Source organism: Corynebacterium tuberculostearicum (assembly GCF_022347235.1).
In the GTDB taxonomy this organism is placed as follows: domain Bacteria; phylum Actinomycetota; class Actinomycetes; order Mycobacteriales; family Mycobacteriaceae; genus Corynebacterium; species Corynebacterium tuberculostearicum_F.
Genome location: NZ_JAKRDX010000016.1, coordinates 38,672 through 53,463, shown reverse-complemented (window position 1 = coordinate 53,463; position 14,792 = coordinate 38,672). Strand labels below are relative to the sequence as shown.

At 60.1% G+C, this 14,792-nt stretch carries 17 protein-coding genes; 9 read left to right on the top strand and 8 right to left on the bottom strand.

All coding sequences use genetic code 11. The features are described 5' to 3' along the window. A partial coding sequence (locus MHK09_RS09245; protein ID WP_250413368.1) for an IS110 family transposase occupies positions 1-467 on the bottom strand: 467 nt, incomplete at its 3' end. Positions 468-911: 444 nt separating this feature from the next. Between MHK09_RS09245 and MHK09_RS09240 the strand changes: the two genes are divergently transcribed. Next, positions 912-1,772, top strand: a complete 861-nt coding sequence (locus MHK09_RS09240; protein WP_005325125.1) for a PspA/IM30 family protein — start codon at positions 912-914, stop codon at positions 1,770-1,772. 79 nt (positions 1,773-1,851) lie between these two features. Here MHK09_RS09240 and MHK09_RS09235 read toward each other — a convergent pair whose 3' ends face one another. From MHK09_RS09235 to MHK09_RS09225, 3 genes are read right to left on the bottom strand one after another with little or no spacing between them, the layout of a single operon-like run. Continuing rightward, positions 1,852-2,472 (bottom strand): energy-coupling factor transporter transmembrane component T family protein, encoded by a 621-nt coding sequence (locus tag MHK09_RS09235; RefSeq protein WP_250413367.1) that lies wholly within the window; start codon positions 2,470-2,472, stop codon positions 1,852-1,854. A gap of 11 nt (positions 2,473-2,483) precedes the next feature. Beyond that, positions 2,484-3,176, bottom strand: a complete 693-nt coding sequence (locus MHK09_RS09230) for an energy-coupling factor ABC transporter ATP-binding protein (RefSeq protein ID WP_250413366.1) — start codon at positions 3,174-3,176, stop codon at positions 2,484-2,486. Continuing rightward, complete coding sequence (locus MHK09_RS09225) at positions 3,176-3,739, bottom strand: biotin transporter BioY (RefSeq protein ID WP_200435532.1); 564 nt, start codon at positions 3,737-3,739, stop codon at positions 3,176-3,178. Before MHK09_RS09225 ends, MHK09_RS09230 begins: the two co-directional genes overlap by 1 nt. A 163-nt stretch (positions 3,740-3,902) precedes the next feature. Between MHK09_RS09225 and MHK09_RS09220 the strand changes: the two genes are divergently transcribed. From MHK09_RS09220 to MHK09_RS09200, 5 genes are all read left to right on the top strand, one after another. Continuing rightward, a complete protein-coding gene (locus tag MHK09_RS09220) occupies positions 3,903-4,118 on the top strand; it encodes a DUF3046 domain-containing protein (protein WP_005325117.1) in 216 nt (71 codons plus the stop codon). Positions 4,119-4,300: 182 nt separating this feature from the next. Continuing rightward, entirely contained in the window at positions 4,301-5,437 is a 1,137-nt protein-coding gene (recA, locus tag MHK09_RS09215; RefSeq protein WP_005328639.1) for a recombinase RecA, read from the top strand. 50 nt (positions 5,438-5,487) lie between these two features. Beyond that, a complete protein-coding gene (recX, locus tag MHK09_RS09210; RefSeq protein WP_005325115.1) occupies positions 5,488-6,090 on the top strand; it encodes a recombination regulator RecX in 603 nt (200 codons plus the stop codon). Between the two features lie 45 nt (positions 6,091-6,135). Continuing rightward, complete coding sequence (gene miaB, locus MHK09_RS09205) at positions 6,136-7,698, top strand: tRNA (N6-isopentenyl adenosine(37)-C2)-methylthiotransferase MiaB (protein WP_200435534.1); 1,563 nt, start codon at positions 6,136-6,138, stop codon at positions 7,696-7,698. Positions 7,699-7,720: 22 nt separating this feature from the next. Then, the gene (locus MHK09_RS09200; protein WP_250410072.1) at positions 7,721-8,350 is read left to right on the top strand and encodes an Rv2732c family membrane protein; all 630 of its coding nucleotides are present in this window, start codon (positions 7,721-7,723) and stop codon (positions 8,348-8,350) included. 14 nt (positions 8,351-8,364) lie between these two features. Here MHK09_RS09200 and MHK09_RS09195 read toward each other — a convergent pair whose 3' ends face one another. Together MHK09_RS09195 and MHK09_RS09190 are read right to left on the bottom strand one after the other, a co-directional pair. Beyond that, the gene (locus MHK09_RS09195; RefSeq protein ID WP_250413365.1) at positions 8,365-9,495 is read right to left on the bottom strand and encodes a GNAT family N-acetyltransferase; all 1,131 of its coding nucleotides are present in this window, start codon (positions 9,493-9,495) and stop codon (positions 8,365-8,367) included. Next, positions 9,495-10,799 (bottom strand): DUF349 domain-containing protein, encoded by a 1,305-nt coding sequence (locus MHK09_RS09190; protein WP_250413364.1) that lies wholly within the window; start codon positions 10,797-10,799, stop codon positions 9,495-9,497. Before MHK09_RS09190 ends, MHK09_RS09195 begins: the two co-directional genes overlap by 1 nt. Before the next feature lie 136 nt (positions 10,800-10,935). Between MHK09_RS09190 and MHK09_RS09185 the strand changes: the two genes are divergently transcribed. Genes MHK09_RS09185 through dapF form a run of 3 tightly spaced genes read left to right on the top strand, consistent with a single transcriptional unit; the run spans position 10,936 to position 13,297 of the window. Then, entirely contained in the window at positions 10,936-11,535 is a 600-nt protein-coding gene (locus MHK09_RS09185; protein ID WP_250413363.1) for a hypothetical protein, read from the top strand. After that, positions 11,523-12,431 carry a tRNA (adenosine(37)-N6)-dimethylallyltransferase MiaA gene (gene miaA / locus MHK09_RS09180; protein WP_200435536.1) on the top strand — a complete coding sequence of 303 codons (909 nt, stop codon included), beginning with the start codon at positions 11,523-11,525 and terminating at the stop codon, positions 12,429-12,431. The genes MHK09_RS09185 and miaA overlap by 13 nt, the downstream gene beginning before the upstream one ends. 5 nt (positions 12,432-12,436) lie before the next feature. Beyond that, positions 12,437-13,297 (top strand): diaminopimelate epimerase, encoded by an 861-nt coding sequence (dapF, locus tag MHK09_RS09175; protein WP_005325108.1) that lies wholly within the window; start codon positions 12,437-12,439, stop codon positions 13,295-13,297. A 32-nt stretch (positions 13,298-13,329) separates the two neighbouring features. Here dapF and MHK09_RS09170 read toward each other — a convergent pair whose 3' ends face one another. Next, positions 13,330-13,941, bottom strand: a complete 612-nt coding sequence (locus tag MHK09_RS09170; RefSeq protein WP_251068738.1) for a hypothetical protein — start codon at positions 13,939-13,941, stop codon at positions 13,330-13,332. 36 nt (positions 13,942-13,977) lie between these two features. After that, positions 13,978-14,775, bottom strand: a complete 798-nt coding sequence (locus MHK09_RS09165; protein ID WP_250413361.1) for a hypothetical protein — start codon at positions 14,773-14,775, stop codon at positions 13,978-13,980. Between the last annotated feature and the right edge of the window lie 17 nt (positions 14,776-14,792).

Genomic DNA, 14,792 nt, shown 5'->3' with positions numbered 1-14,792 from the left:
GCACTTCGAATCTGATTGATGAGCCTGGTGTAGGAGCGCGCTAAGTCTTCGTCGATACCGTTGAGGACCTTCAATTGGAGGAAAGCTTCTTCGACACGGTCGACGCTGCGGAGGGATTCCGGAAGGTTCTTTGCAGCATGGGCGATGATATAGGCGTCCCGGATATCAGTTTTGGCATTGCCAGCGTGGATGCGTGAGAGTTGACGCATGGCCAAACCGGGAAGGTAGCGCACGTCGATCCCGAGATCTTGAGCAACCGCGACAGTTAGTCGACCAATGTTATTTGGCTGGTCCACGACGACAAGGACCTTGTGGTCGTGTGCGCTGAACGTTGAAAACAGTGCGCGCAGGGATTTTTCGTTTTGGTTGATGCGCTTAGATAGCACCTGGGTGCCGTCGATATCTAAGACGCAAGCGTGGTGAAAGTATTTACCAACGTCCATGCCGATGACATAGTCGTAGGTCATAGCAAACCTCCAAGCGAATTGAATGAGTATGGGACTTATTTCATCGCTGGTGGTCGGACATACTTCACGCTGGCATCCACATTACTTTGAGACCTCGCACATTCTGTGCGGGTCAGGTTCCTATTAGCAGTCTGGAGTATGTCACTGCCTTCGGCGGCATCACCCCCCGGATCATTTTCAGACAGGGACGAAAACAAGCCATACCGAAGCCAGCGACTAGTTCCACTGCAACAAGGCAGAAGGAACGCAGATAAACATAGCCTGCCCCAGCATGGGGCTAGGAGTACGAATCCTGAGTTCCTTCAAGCGGAACTGCCAACAACGTAATGGGCGTCGGCAAGCGCCCGCGACCGCGGGGAGTACAAGCGGCGGAAACAGCGCTTCGCTAGTATAAACAGCAGAACATTACGCACATTTTTTAACCTAGAAAGGTTGAAGCACACCATGGCGAACCCATTTGTTAAGGGCTGGAAGTACCTGATGGCACTCTTTGATAATAAGATCGAGGAAAACGCCGATCCGAAGGTGCAGATCGAGCAGGCTATTGAAGATGCTCAGCGCCAGCACCAGGAGCTGTCTCAGCAGGCGGCCGCCGTGATTGGTAACCAGCGCCAGCTGGAAATGCAGCTTAACCGCCGTTTGGCAGAGGTAGAAAAGCTGCAGGGCAATGCTCGCCAGGCTCTGGAATTGGCTGATCAGGCCCGTGCTAAGGGCGATGAAAATAAGGCCGTGGAGTACGAGAACGCGGCAGAGGCCTTCGCCGCCCAGCTGGTTACGGCTGAGGAGTCCGTGGAGGATACCAAGAAGCTGCACGACCAGGCACTACAGCAGGCAGAAAAGGCCAAGAATGCGGTTCAGCGTAATAACGCCGCGCTGCGCGAAAAGGTCAATGAGCGTTCCAAGCTGCTTTCCCAGCTGGAGCAGGCAAAGATGCAGGAAAAGGTCTCTGAGTCTTTGAACTCCATGAACGAGCTGACTGCCAATGGCAATACGCCGTCTCTGGATGCTGTGCGCGATAAGATTGAGCGCCGTTACTCCAAGGCACTCGGCCAGGCTGAGCTTGCTGAGAACTCCGTGGAAAACCGCATGGCCGAGGTACAACAAGCTGGTATTCAGATGGCCGGTCATTCCCGCTTGGAGCAGATTCGCAGTGAAATGAACTCTTCTAAGTCCGTGGAAGGTAATAAGGCTCAGGCCATTGAGGGCAATAAAGCGTCCGGCTCTGCTGCCGACAACGCTGCTCAGCCAGGCAGTGCCAACAATGATGCTGTGCAGGCCCGGCTGCGTGAGCTGCGTGGGGAGTAAACCCCCGACAGTCTTTTAAATAATTATCGCCTCCCTCGGCCATCATTTGGTGGTGCGTGGGAGGCGATAACTATTGCTGCTAGTCGCCGACGCCGCGGGCCTGCAAAGCGTCACCCATGGCGCGCGCTCGCCGGATGGAGCGAATGATAACCGGGGTGCCAAATGCGAGTGGGGACATTCCGGCACCGCGCGCTTTACGGGCATCAAGGACCTCATAGACGGTTTCAAACATCAGCGGGATGAGCCGAATAGTCAGTGACATAGCCAAGCTGATGTTTTCTACCGGTATTCCGAGTCGCTTTAGGGGCTGCAGCGACTCTTCCAGCGACTCCATGATCTCATCGACCGTGGAGGTCAGCGTGAGCAAGAAGGCAGCCATCATAGCGGCGAAGACATTGAGGAACATCACCGCCGCATAGTCGAAGTCCTTGGCCCACCATTGAAAGCCTGCCAAGGGGACTAGGAAAAAGAGAGGCGGCCAGATCTGACTCCACGCAATGCGCAGTGGAATCCGGGCGCAAGCATAGAGAAAGACGACGAAAATGACGCCGCCTGCTGCCCACGGAATGGACTTGAAAAAGATGCTGGTGACCAGGATAAAGACTAAGAGGAATGCGATCTTCCAACTAGGCTTGATGCGATGAACAAAGCTGGTGCCATCAACATAGACGGAAAGTGGGAGATTCGTGCGTCGTTGCATGACAATTCTCCCTACAGCGGCCGCTGGGCCATGAGGTCTTGGTAAAAATCTATGACCTCCGCCGGCCGGCCATCCGCGGCGATGTGGTGGTCATCGATGCAAATGACCCGATCAAAATCGCGCAGAAATTCCAGATCGTGCGTCACCACAAGTAGTTGCTGTTCCAATCGCGCGAATTCTCTTCTGATTCGATCGCGGTTGCGCAGATCCAGCAGGGTAGTGGGCTCATCAGCGATGATGAGAATCGGGTCGATGACCATGACCGCTGCCAGCGCGAGTAGTTGCTTTTGTCCGCCGGAGAGCGTATGCGGTGAGCGTTCAGCAAATTCGGCGAGACCGAAGCGCTCGAGGGTAGCATCCACGCGGGCGAGGCGCTCGTGTTTGGGCAGCTTAAAGCGGCGGAGCGAAAAGGCGACGTCATCGCGCACATTGGGCATGACAATCTGGTTTTCGGCATCCGAAAAGACAAACCCCACCTTTTCGCGCACCTTTTTGCCCTGCTTGGCGACGTCCATCTGGTCCACCGTCACCGTACCTTCACTAGGCTCGCCCAACCCATTAATGAGCCTGGTCAAGGTGGATTTCCCGCCACCATTCTGGCCGATGATGCCAATGCGTTGTTCGGTGAGGGTGAGGTTGATGTCCTCGAGCACCACGGTGTCATCAAAGGCCACCGTGACCGAGGAAAAGTCGATCGTGGGCACTAGGCAGCCTTTCGTCCCATCAGATCGGGGAAGGCTGAGTGAACACCGAGAGCGATGATGACGGCAACTACAAGCTTTCCGGCATCGACAGGGATGAAGGGCAATTGGGCGGCGAAGGCTGGACCAATTTCCAAGCCGGAGCGGATCATGAGACCAAAGGCGCCGCAGATGTATTGGACGGCAAGGCCGACAATTGCGGCAACGGCAAGTACGACGGCCATGCCGCCCTTGTTCTTAGGGGAGCGGTAGGCAATTGCACCTGCAACCGCAGGCGAGAGAACATAGCCGATGATGTAGCCCGCGGTTGGGCCTGCCAGCGCGCGCAGCGTGGTTCCGCCACCTGCCAGAACTGGGAGGGCAAGGCCCAGGAACAAAAAGAGGAGTCCCACGTATCCGCCGCGCTTGCTGCCCAAAATTAGGCCGGCGAGGATCAGTGCTGCGTTTTGCAGCACGATGGGCACGCCGGCCGAACCGATGGGGATGGACACGAAGGCAAGGACGATGACGAGAGCGGTAAACACGGCAACATAGGCAATGGTGGTTGCCAGAGAGTTCTTTTTCATGCTCAAGAGGTTAGCACTGCATGAAAACTGCAGACAATTGAGGGTTTTGAACGGTGTTCATCCGAGGCTGATAGTTGTGAGGCAGGGCCATTGCGGCGGGCTCCCAATCGACGCTTTCTGGACCGCTGGCGCCCGTGCTTAAGTGCTGAGTAGGATAGCGCGCATGCGATTGACCGAGTATCACCAGCTCATTGTGGACGAATTTGGCGAGTCTAAGGGAAAGTGGATTAGCCACTCCCATGTCTTGCCCGACCTCGGGGCGACGCCCGATGAGCTTATCGAACGCGGCGTCGATCCGCGTCGCGTATGGCTGAGCCTGTGCGATGACTTTGATGTACCGAAGGAGCGCAGGTTGGGAGTCGATTACCCTACTTTATAGCGCCGTTGAATGTGGCGGACTGGCGTGTCCACTTTCGAAATTCGAACAGATGTATGTAATATGGCGGAGGTGTCGATGCAGTCGTCTACAGTGGGATGGCGTTGACGGAGGGAACCGTTTGAGTTCCACGGCAGTCTAATAATGCGTTAGTACATCGTCGTTAAAGATAAGGATGAAAGTTAATGGCAACCAAAAAGAAGTCTTCTTCTGCCGCCTCTAAGGGGGATGACCGCCAAAAGGCCCTCGATGCCGCGATGGCCATGATTGAGAAGGATTACGGCAAAGGCGCTGTGATGCGCCTGGGCGATGACAACCGCCCACCGATTAAGGCCATTTCTTCCGGTAATACCGCAATCGATGTCGCTCTTGGTATTGGCGGTTTCCCGCGCGGGCGCATCGTAGAGATTTATGGCCCGGAGTCTTCCGGTAAGACCACTGTTGCGCTGCACGCTATTGCATCCGCGCAAAAGGACGGCGGCATTGCCGCGTTTATTGACGCCGAGCACGCGCTCGACCCGCAGTATGCTCGCCTGCTTGGCGTGGATACCGATAACCTCTTGGTTTCCCAGCCAGATACTGGCGAACAGGCCTTGGAGATTGCCGATATGCTGGTGCGCTCTGGCGCAATTGACATCATCGTCGTTGACTCCGTAGCTGCCCTTACCCCGAAGGCGGAAATTGAAGGTGAGATGGGCGATAGTCACGTCGGCCTCCAGGCCCGCCTGATGTCCCAGGCGCTGCGCAAGATGACCGGTGCCCTGTACAACTCCGGTACCACCGCTATCTTCATTAACCAGCTGCGCGAAAAGATTGGCGTGATGTTCGGCTCGCCAGAGACCACCACCGGTGGTAAGGCGCTCAAGTTCTACTCTTCCGTGCGCTGCGATATCCGCCGCATCCAGACCTTAAAAGATGGCCAAGATGCCATCGGTAACCGCACCAAGCTCAAGGTAGTAAAGAACAAGGTCTCGCCACCATTTAAGATTGCCGAGTTCGACATCATGTATGGCGAAGGCATCTCTCGCGAGTCCTCCATCATTGACCTTGGCGTCGAAAACGGCTTCATCCGCAAGTCCGGCTCTTGGTTTACCTACGAAGGCGACCAGTTGGGCCAGGGTAAGGAGAAGGCGCGTAATTTCCTGAAGGATAACCCGGATCTGGCCAATGAAATCGAGCAGAAGATTTTCCAGAAGCTCGGTATCGGCGAGGCCGCGGCCGAAGGCGAGGAGGGTGCCGCGATGGACGTTCCTGGTGCCGATGACCCATTGACTGATGAGTCCGTGGATCTCGTTCCAAACGTCGATTTTGACGACGACTAGAAACGTCTAACCCGTCCCCACACAGTCCGCGTACTATTTGAATCTGCATCATGAATCAGCCCGCCCCCGAAAAGCTCGCCCAACTCCGTCAGGCCCTCGAGGCCTATGAGAATGGAGCAGCTGGGGGTGGGCTTTTTGATCGAGAGGCAGAAGAAGCCAAGGCCAAGGTCCGCTCTCGGGCGCTGGGTCTTTTGGATCAGCGTTCTAGGTCCCGGAAAGAGCTTTATGATCGTCTAGTAAACGCCGAGTTCGAGCCAGATGTCGTGGAGGACGTGCTGGATGATTTGGCCCACGCGGGGCTGGTGAACGACGCTGCTTTTGCACACGAGTGGGTGCGCCAACGACATAAGCGGCGCGGCAAGTCCAGCTCGGTTCTCAACAGGGAATTGCGGGAAAAGGGCGTGAGCGAGGCCGATCGTGCTGAGGCGCTCGAGCAGATTGACCCTGCCGATGAAGAAGCCATGGCACAGGCCCTTGCGGAAAAGAAGGCTCGCTCCATTAAATCCGTACCGGAGGATCGCAAGGAGCGCGACAAGGCCCTACGTCGCATTGTGGGGGTGCTGGCACGCCGCGGCTTCAATGAAGGAATGTCGCTGCAGATCGCAATCGCAGCCCTTGACGCGCGGTGCGTGGAGCTGCGCGCAGAGGACTGATACGGCCAAGGCAGGGTAGCGCCGGAATGGCTAAGTCCGGCAGTTATGAGATGCCTAGCTTCATGGCTAAACTATGCCGACGTGGAGCAGACAATCGCAGATAACCGTACTTATGAAGTCCGAACTTTCGGCTGCCAGATGAATGTGCACGATTCCGAGCGCATCTCTGGTCTCTTGGAGGAGGCCGGCTACGCGGCCGCCGGCGAAGGCGTGGAGCCAGATCTCATCGTCTTCAATACCTGCGCCGTGCGCGAAAATGCCGATAAACGGCTCTACGGCACCTTGGGTGCCTTGAAGAAGACAAAGGAAAATCATCCCGGCATGCAAATTGCCGTGGGCGGTTGCTTGGCGCAGAAAGACAAGGACACCGTCCTAGATAATGCCCCGTGGGTTGATGCTGTCTTTGGCACCCACAATATGGCGGCCCTGCCGACGCTGCTAGAGCGCGCCCGGCACAACGATGAAGCACAGGTGGAAATCGTTGATTCCCTCGAGGCCTTCCCGTCGGTCTTGCCAGCCAAGCGTGAGTCTGCCTATGCCGGCTGGGTTTCTGTTTCTGTAGGCTGCAATAACACCTGCACCTTCTGCATTGTTCCTTCCTTGCGCGGCAAGGAAGAGGATCGCCGGCCCGGCGATATCTTGGCCGAGGTTAAAGCCTTGGTGGACCAGGGCGTATCCGAGGTGACTTTGTTGGGGCAAAACGTCAATGCCTATGGCGTCAATTTCGCCGATCCCGATATGCCGCGTGACCGTTTCGCCTTTTCTAAGCTGCTGCGCGAGGTGGGCAAGATCGAAGGCCTTGAACGCCTGCGCTTTACCTCCCCGCACCCAGCGGAGTTTACTTCGGACGTCATCGACGCCATGGCCGAGACCCCTGCCGTATGCCCGCAGTTGCATATGCCGCTGCAGTCCGGCTCCGACAAGGTCCTTAAGGACATGCGCCGTTCCTACCGCACTAAGAAGTTCCTGCGGATTTTGGACGAGGTACGGGACAAGATTCCGCACGCCGCAATCACGACCGATATCATCGTGGGCTTCCCAGGCGAGACCGAGGAAGACTTCCAAGACACCATGGAGCTTGTGCGCCGCGCTCGTTTCGCCTCGGCCTTTACCTTCCAGTATTCGCCGCGTCCGGGAACCCCGGCTGCGGAAATGGAGGACCAGATTCCCAAGGAGGTCGTCCAGGATCGTTTCGAGCGTCTCGTTGCCCTGCAAGATAGCATCCAGGCCGAGGAAAACAAGAAGCTCATCGGCACCGATGTGGAGCTTTTGGTGCAGGCCGAAGGCGGCCGCAAGAACGATGAAACCCACCGCATGACCGGCCGTGCGCGCGATGGCCGCCTAGTGCACTTCACCCCGGTTGATTCGGAAGGCACGGATATTTCGGCGGAGATTCGCCCGGGCGATGTGGTGCATACCCAGGTCACTGGTGCGGGCTCCTTCTTCTTGCTTGCCGACGCCGCCGTGACCTCCCACACCCGCACCAAGGCCGGCGACATGTCCGCTGCCGGCGAAACGCCTACCACCGCACCCATCGGCGTCGGTCTGGGATTGCCGTCGATTGGCAAGCCCGCGGCAGCCGAACCCGGCGATTCCTGCGGTTGCTAGCAGGGGAGTAAGCTAGGGAGCCATGACTGAGGAACATACGACCACCGCAGCCCACAATGCAGCTAACGCTGAGCGGAGAGCAGCACAAACAATGGACCTCGGCGGTCACAAGGTCACGCTGTGCATTGCGGTGGTGGCGTATATCCTCTACCTGATTTTGCCCTACGCCGGTCCAGCCCACGGTTGGGAGGCATTGACCTTTGGCACCACGTCAAGCGGCGTCAGGATTTCCATCATGGAAACCGTCTCTGCGTGGCTCGCGCTCATTGGGCTGGGCATTCTTACTCCGGTGACGCTGTTCACCCGACGCGCCACGCCTGGACTGATTGCATGGATGCTGGTGACGGTGTCCTTCTTCGCCAACCTATGGGGCTTCTGGTTCCGTGGCTCTACCGCCGACGGGGCGTCGCTGGGAATGTGGGTAGGAATGCTAGCTACCTTCCTAGCATTTCTGGCCTATAGCACGGTGGCGCTGCGCCGCAGCCCAGAGCAGAAGGCTGCCGAAGCCCGCGTGCGCGCCACCGCCGGACAACTCGATGAGGTGGGCGAATTTCAATCCAGGATAGACGCGGCACCGCAGCGGGAGCCACTGGTGGACAATCGCCGCAAGCAAGCTGCCGAACGTCATCGCGCCCAGCGCGGCGAGCAGTAGGCCTATCACCGCCACTAGTGCCGCAGCCGCAACTCCCACGCAGAAGAGCGGGAGAGTTCCCGGGCACCCAGGCTGCGGTAAATGGCATTCATTGCCGCATCCTTGGCCGCAACGGAACAATAGCAGCGCCGCACCCGCGGCCAGTAGCCTGCCACCTCATGCAGCGCTGTGAGCTTGGCTAGCTGCGCAAGTCCGCGGCGGCGGTGCGGGCGATCGGTCACAGTCAGGGTCCACTCACATACCTCAGGATTCGCGTCCTCGTGCCGCGCCATTTCGGTCAGCGCGAGAATGCTCCCGTCCTCGGCGGTGAGTGCGATAAGAAGCGTGTGCCCGCGACGAGAACGCAGGCGGCTGTGCGCTTCGCGCAATCGAGCACGCGTCCACACGATGGGCTCCACCGTCAGATCACCAGTTTCCGCATCTGTAGACGCTAGGCTAAGCAGCCGCATGACCTCGTTGAGGTAGCCTTCAGGGATGTCGTAATCTGGCCAGACTCGGGCGGTGATCCCTGCGGGGAGCAGTGCTGCGACAGGGCTTTCGGGGATGTCCATTACCAGCTGGTGCTCCGCGTGCCTTTGCGTAAACCCCAGCTGGCGGTAGATGCTGCCCATAGCGTCGTAGTCTGGGTCCGCGCCCGGCGGGTGCAATAGTCCCACGTGAGCTACGGTGCGGCCGAGTTTCCGGGCCAGCTCCAGCGCCTTTGTCCCCATCCACTCGGCTACTTTGCGCTCCTCCTCATCGAGCTGTTCGCCAGGGAGGGGCAAATCGCACAGCACGCATTCAATCTCTGCTGCCTCGCGCTCTTCTAAAAGCGGCAGGCTAATGTGGATGAACCCGAGGTAATCCAGTTCTGGGCTGGGTTCTATTGCGGGAATCTGTGGCAGCCCCAGCTCAGAAACCTCACCAAGGGTGGAGTCGCCGTCCACTACGGCAAAGAGATGGGTCTGTGATTCGCTAGAACCTTGCAGACGTTGAACCACGCGGCCCGGCGACGTCGATGCCGCGGCATCGCCGCTTGCTTCTTGGGCCGCCAAGTTGGCCCAAAAGACGAAGCTGCGAATGCAGTCCGCAGGTTCGCTGGGCTGGGCGTGAGCGGTAGGCGAGTGCGGCGGCCGCGGTGGCCGCGCAATGTGGACGAGGTGCACTACTTATCGTTGACGGCGTTAGCGGCGGCGTCGGCAAAAGCCTGCCACTGCTCGGCCTGTGCGCGCAGATCAGCGGCCTTTTTCGCATTGCCCTTGGCCTCAGCTGCCTCGGCCTGAGAGTTAAACTCATCGACCTTAGCTTGGAACTGCGCCACGCGTGCTTGCGCCTCCGGGTCGGTGCGGCGCCACTCAGACTTTTCTGCCTCGGTGACGCGCTGCTCCAGCGCCTCAATCTTGGACTCGTACTCGCGCACTTGCTTGCGGGGAACGAAGCCAATCTCTTCCCACTTTTCCTGCAGCTCGCGCAGCTTAGCCTTCGCACCCTCGATGCCCTTGGACGGGTCGATCTGGCCGTCGTATTCCGCAATCAAGGCGTCCTTGGCCTTGGCATTTTCTGCAAACTCGCGGTCGCGCTCGTCATTGACGGCATTGCGGGCATTGAAAAACTTGTCCTGGGCGGCGCGGAAGCGGGCCCACAGCTTATCGTCCACGTCGCGCGGGGCGCGGCCGGCGGCCTTCCACTCGGTCATCAAATCGCGGTAGGCGCGGGCGGTGGGTCCCCACTCGGTGGAATCCTGGATGGCCTCGGCACGCTCGACGAGTTCTTCCTTCTTCTTGCGGGCAACCGCACGGGCGCGGTCCAGCTCGGCAAAGTGGGAGCCCCGACGGCGGTTGAAGGAGTCGCGGGCGCGGGAGTAGCGCTTCCACAAGGCATCGTCGGTCTTGCGATCAATGCCCTTAATCTGCTTCCACTCTTCTAAGATGGCGCGGATGCGGTCACCGGCGGCCTTCCATTCGGTGGAGTTTTCAGCAATCTCTTCTGCTTCCGCCGCCAGCTTCTCCTTGGCAGCAATAGCTTCCTCGCGGCGACGCTCCTTATCGGCCTGCGCCTGCTCGCCGGCTTCTACCGAGTGCTCAATGACGGCAACAAGGCGGCGGTCAAGTGCTGCGATATCACCGATAACCGCAGCGGTAGGCAGGGTTTCGCGTAATTGCGCTGCGGTCTTCTTGATGCCAGCGGCCTCACCGGGGTTGGCGCGCAGGCGAGCCTCGAGCAGTTCAATTTCGGTGGAGAGATCGTCGTAGCGCGCGCCATAGTGCTGTAGGCCCTCCTCGGGGGTGCCGGCCTGCCATTCGCCAATCTTGCGTTCGCCCTCCGGAGCGGAAACGAAGACGGAACCATCCGCATCGACGCGGCCCCATTTAGCCGGGTCATTCTTGCTTGGTGCCTGGACGGGAACAGGCTTTGCGGTGGGACGAGGGCCCTTCTTGGGCATGGAACCTGGGGTAGGGATGGGAGACATGACAAGCCCTCCTATGTATAGATCGCCGCGCGTCACGGCTGCCGAATAAAATCACTGGATACATTACCGCGAATATCCCACGCGTGCCCAGATTCTATTTAATTACCTCCACTTGGGTAGATAGTATGGAGGAATAATGTTCAATCTCATGGTAATGCCAGCCTCGCCCGCGCTGGCCGTGGAGCTTTCCGCTCGTGACGCCGCTTCTCGCGCACTGCTTGCCGCTGCCCGCACCCTCGCGGTGGAGGCTGCGGCCGCCGGCATAACGCAGGCAGATATCGTCGGCAGCCAGGACAAGCGCTGGTACACCGCCCACACCGGCAGCTTAAAGGCGTGGGGTGCGGCCACGAACCTAGGCGGCGGCAATTATCTACCCGAGATTATGGCCCGGTACGTGCTGCACAGCGTGCCGCAGCTTAACGCCCGCGCTAGCCGGGAGCGCATCGGCCAGCCGGATCCAGCGGCGCTCACCATCGTCGTGGCAGATGGCAGCGCGGGCCTGACCGAGCGAGCCCCCATGGCGCTCGTTCCCGGTGCCCAGGAAGCGCACGAGTGGTGCGAGGAGGTGCTGATGGGGGCGTCGGCAAGCAAGGCAGGCGAATGGCTTTCCCAGCGCGGTGTGGTAGAGCCCGCCCTTTGGGAGGAATTGGCGGGCCTAGGCCCTAAGAAGAAGCAGTTGCTGGCCACCGACGCCACCCTGGGGGTTGGCCGCTACGTTGCAGGATGGGAGGTCTAATGCGCCCGATTGCAGTGTTTGGACCCACTGCCTCCGGCAAATCCGCGCTGGGGTTGGCGCTGGCGCAGGAGCTGGACGGCGAGGTGGTCAACGTCGATTCCATGCAGCTCTACCGCGGTATGGACATTGGCACCGCCAAGCTCACCCCGGCCGAGCGCGAGGGAATCCCGCACCACCAGCTCGATGTGTGGGACGTGACCGAAACCGCTTCTGTGGCGCGCTATCAGCGCGATGCCATCGCGGACGTGGAAGGCATCATGGCCCGCGGCAAGACGCCAATCCTGGTCGGAGGCTCGATGCTTTATGCCCAAGCGCTTGTCGACGACTGGCAGTTCCCACCCACCGACCCCGCCGTCCGCGCCAAGTATGAGGCCCGGCGCGTAGAAATCGGCACCGACGCCCTGCACGAGGAGCTGGCGCAGGTGGACCCGGCCGCGGCCGCCATCATTGAAGATAAGGACCCACGGCGCACTGTGCGCGCCCTGGAGGTCATCGAACTGACCGGTAAACCTTATAAGGCCAGCCAACCGCCGAAGGACGCCCCGCCGCGGTGGGGTACCCGTTTGCTCGGCCTGCGCACCAACGCAGATTGGCTTAATCCGCGCATCGAGCTGCGCACCCGCCAGATGTTTGAGCGTGGGCTCATCGAGGAAGTCGAGCGCCTCCAAGCCCAGGGCTTGGTGGCCGATTCCACGGCCGGGCGTGCCATAGGCTATGCGCAGGTATTCCAGGCCCAGCGCGGCGAACTCACCTGGGATGAGGCCGTTGAGCGCACGATTACCGGGACACGGCGCTACGTGCGCCGCCAACGCTCGTGGTTCAATCGCGACAAGCGCATCACGTGGTTGGATGCCGCGGGCGATACGACCGCCCAGGCGCTGCGCGCGCTAGGGTAGGGAGCATGAAATTTGCCAAGGGTCATGGAACTGAGAACGACTTTGTCATCGTCGAAGACCACGCGGCCGCCACGCCGCTTGCCCCCGAGCGCGTAGCGGCGCTGTGCGATCGCCGCGCCGGTATCGGCGGCGACGGATTGCTGCGCGTCGTGCGCGCCGAGGCCTTGCTCGCGGCGGGGGAAATCGAGGCGCTGGCCGAGGGCATCGCGCCCACTGACTGGTTTATGGATTACCGCAACGCCGACGGTTCCGTGGCCGAAATGTGCGGCAATGGCACCCGCGTTTTCGCCCACTGGCTCCGGTCGCGCGGCCTCGTCGAAGAAGACGAGTTCACCATCGGTACCCGCGCCGGCGCCAAGCGCGTGACGGTGCACTCGTGTGATGAGCAAGCGGCCGAGGTCACCGTAGAGATGGGACCGGCCGAAGTAACGGGTGTATCCACCGCGTCTATGGCCGGGGAGAGCTACGCCGGTCTAGGCGTTGACATGGGCAACCCCCACCTCGCGGCCGTAGTGCCGGGGCTGGACGCCGAGGGACTTGCGGCCAAGACTTTCGAGCAGCCAGTCATCGATGAAGCCTTCTTCCCAGCCGGCGTGAATGTTGAGGTCGTGACCCCGCTGCGCGATGGCCACGTGCACATGCGCGTCTTTGAGCGCGGGGTAGGAGAGACCCGCTCTTGCGGCACCGGCACCGTGGCGGCCGCGACCGCCGCGCTTGCCGACGCCGCCGTTGACCACACCACCACCCCTCACGGCACCGTGCACGTACACGTTCCCGGCGGGGAAGTGACGGTGGACATCTACGAGGGTGGCTCGCGCCTGACCGGCCCGTCGGCGATCGTCGCCACCGGCGAGACCTCCCTTTAGACCGCGTCGGGCCCGGCGCGCGCGGTGAGTGCTTAGGCGCTGCGCCCTTCGTTTTCCTCTTCCTCGAACGCTTGCTCTTCTAGGGCTTGGCGGCGCAGGGCGCGATTTTTTACTTCGTTCTTTTCATACTTCGGCCCGAGCGCAAAGGCGGCGCGGCGGGCCGATAGCCAGGTTTCCTTGAGCTCGCGGGCTCGTTCATCTGTCACCTTGAGCAAGGATTCCAGCTCGTTGGTGCTGATCTCTTCCGCGTTGACGCGCAGGTTCAACCGGCGCAGGAACCGTCGGGCGCCCGAAATTTCATAGTGGAAGGCTTCGATGGTGGGGTCGGAGCAATCCAGATCTAAAAGCGCCGGCCGGTAGAGCGTGCGGTCCGCGATCTTCTCGGCCGCCTCGGAGGACCGGAAGTCTTCGTACTCCGCCAAGACGTCCTCAATATCTTCGGCCGAGAGCCGAATAGAGCTGCGCAGCGCCGCCTGCTCCGAGGCGTCCGGCCGGGTGTGGAGCATAAGCAGCGCCGCCGCGATAAGTAGTGCCGCGATGAAAACCCCGGGAAGTTTTAGGGTTGCCACAACCGCCACTGATCCCACCAGGATCAGCGCGAGAACCAGCACCCGCCGGTTTCTCGCATTTTCCGGGAAAGGCATCCACACAGCTATTCCACCAGACCTTTGCGTCAGTTCTTAATGGCCGCCGCAGCCGCAGCCACCAGAGCCACAACCGCAGCCAGCGCCGTCGCCGCAGCCACCGCTGGGCATTTCAATAGAAGCCGTCAGCAGGGCGGTGCCGGCCACGATAGTGTCCTTGGCCGGTAGCTCGTCGCCCCCTGCAGGCAGGCAGAGATCGAAGGGGAAGAGGCCATCCATGACGAGGTGGGCGAATTTCTCGCCGGTTAGCTCATTGGTACGCCACTCGGATTCCATGACGCGGGCCGCAAAAGTAGCGGCTGGGGTAGGAACCTCCGCGCCAGAGCCGGAGGAAATAACCTTTGCTCCTGCGGACTCGAAGAGCGCCGGGAATTCGCCCTCGGCCGCCTCGTAGGCATCTGCCGACTCGTAGGTGCGGACATCAAGGCCCATGGCGGTGAGGGAGATTTGCTGCCATTGCTGCAAGGGTTCGTCGGCAAGCAAAGGCCCCTGCGCCAGGTTCGCGGTGGCCTGGGCGATGGTGGTGCCGAAAGGATCGATGATTTCCAGCAGGGCGAGAACATCGTTGACCATCTCTACGTGGGCGAACCCTTGCGTAACCGCATTGAAGCCAATGTAGGTAGCAAAAGGTTCCACCGCGAGAATATTGAGCTGCGCGCCCGATGGATCGGTGAACTGAATCAGCTGACCACCGCGTACCTCACCGGTAACGGCCAAGCGATCGCTAGCGATGGCGGCCTCGACGGCGTCCTGCCAGCGTTCGAAATTGAGGCCAATGGCCTGCATCTCGGTATTCTGCTTCACCCCAGTGTCCTTAACGTTCATGCCCGCCATTGTATCGCCTTGTGCAG

Coding starts and splice junctions, on each gene's coding strand:
- MHK09_RS09240 (WP_005325125.1), top strand. CDS start 912: ATGGCGAACCCATTTGTTAAGGGCTGGAAGTACCTGATGGCACTCTTT.
- MHK09_RS09235 (WP_250413367.1), bottom strand. CDS start 2,472: ATGCAACGACGCACGAATCTCCCACTTTCCGTCTATGTTGATGGCACC.
- MHK09_RS09225 (WP_200435532.1), bottom strand. CDS start 3,739: ATGAAAAAGAACTCTCTGGCAACCACCATTGCCTATGTTGCCGTGTTT.
- MHK09_RS09220 (WP_005325117.1), top strand. CDS start 3,903: ATGCGATTGACCGAGTATCACCAGCTCATTGTGGACGAATTTGGCGAG.
- recA (WP_005328639.1), top strand. CDS start 4,301: ATGGCAACCAAAAAGAAGTCTTCTTCTGCCGCCTCTAAGGGGGATGAC.
- recX (WP_005325115.1), top strand. CDS start 5,488: ATGAATCAGCCCGCCCCCGAAAAGCTCGCCCAACTCCGTCAGGCCCTC.
- miaB (WP_200435534.1), top strand. CDS start 6,136: ATGAGATGCCTAGCTTCATGGCTAAACTATGCCGACGTGGAGCAGACA.
- MHK09_RS09200 (WP_250410072.1), top strand. CDS start 7,721: ATGACTGAGGAACATACGACCACCGCAGCCCACAATGCAGCTAACGCT.
- MHK09_RS09190 (WP_250413364.1), bottom strand. CDS start 10,799: ATGTCTCCCATCCCTACCCCAGGTTCCATGCCCAAGAAGGGCCCTCGT.
- MHK09_RS09185 (WP_250413363.1), top strand. CDS start 10,936: ATGTTCAATCTCATGGTAATGCCAGCCTCGCCCGCGCTGGCCGTGGAG.
- miaA (WP_200435536.1), top strand. CDS start 11,523: ATGGGAGGTCTAATGCGCCCGATTGCAGTGTTTGGACCCACTGCCTCC.
- dapF (WP_005325108.1), top strand. CDS start 12,437: ATGAAATTTGCCAAGGGTCATGGAACTGAGAACGACTTTGTCATCGTC.
- MHK09_RS09170 (WP_251068738.1), bottom strand. CDS start 13,941: ATGCCTTTCCCGGAAAATGCGAGAAACCGGCGGGTGCTGGTTCTCGCG.
- MHK09_RS09165 (WP_250413361.1), bottom strand. CDS start 14,775: ATGGCGGGCATGAACGTTAAGGACACTGGGGTGAAGCAGAATACCGAG.